A 1,042-nucleotide genomic window follows, 5' to 3' on the forward strand; every position below is an offset into this window, starting at 1 on the left:
GGGCGCTGCCCGCGGGGGTCGCGCCGCTGCTGCTCGGCGAGGCGCTCGCCGAGCCGGGCGGCGCCGGCCCGGCGGACACCGACCTCACCGACGCCGACCGCCTCGCTCCGCTGCGGCCGGAGAACCCGGCCTACGTGCTGTTCACCTCGGGCTCGACCGGAACGCCCAAGGCGGTCGCCGTCACCCACGCCGGGGTGGCGAACATGGCGGCCGTACAGATCGACCGGTTCGGTGTGGACGCCGACTGCCGGGTGTCGCAGCTCGCGTCCTGGAGCTTCGACGCGGCCATGTCCGAGCTGTGCACCGCCCTGCTCTCCGGAGCCACGCTGGTACTGCCCCCGCCCGGCACCGTGCTCGCCGGCGAACCCCTCGCGCGCTGGATCGAGCAGAGCAAGGTCAGCCACGTCCAGCTGACGCCCGCCGTCCTCGGCACCCTGCCCGACGACGCGTTGGCCGGCGTCGGCACACTCGTGGTCGGCGGCGAGGCGTGCCCCGGGGAGCTGGCGGAACGCTGGTCCGCCGGGCGTCGGATGATCAACACGTACGGGCCGACCGAGGCGGCCGACACGGTCACCCTCGCCGACTGCGGCTCCGCGGCGGGCGCCGCCGTCGCACCCATCGGCCGCCCGGTGCCGCGCGTCGGGGCGTACGTGCTCGACGCCACCCTGCAGCCGGTCGCCGAGGGCGCCGTCGGTGAGCTGTACGTCACCGGCGCCGGGCTGGCCCGCGGTTATCTCGGCCGGCCCGCGCGCACGGCGGAGCGGTTCCTGGCCTGCCCGTTCGGGGAGCCCGGCGAGCGGATGTACCGCACCGGCGACCTGGTCCGCCGGCGGGCGGACGGCCAACTGGAGTTCCTGGGGCGCGCCGACCAGCAGGTGAAGATACGCGGGGTGCGTGTGGAGCTCGCCGAGATCGAGGCCGCTGTCACCGCGCTCCCCGCGGTGGCGCGGGCGGCCGTGGTCGTCCGCGAGGACCGGCCCGGTGACGCGCGCCTGGTGGCCTACGCGGTACCGGCGCCCGGCGCCCGGCTGGACGGGGCCGG

General features: G+C 77.0%; 1 protein-coding gene. It reads left to right on the top strand.

Annotation, left to right across the window (positions count from 1 at the left end; translation table 11 throughout):
* On the top strand, window positions 1-1,042 hold a 1,042-nt coding region (locus GA0115254_RS26255; RefSeq protein ID WP_176740291.1), incomplete at both ends, for an amino acid adenylation domain-containing protein.

The organism is Streptomyces sp. Ncost-T10-10d, from assembly GCF_900091955.1.
Lineage (GTDB): Bacteria > Actinomycetota > Actinomycetes > Streptomycetales > Streptomycetaceae > Streptomyces.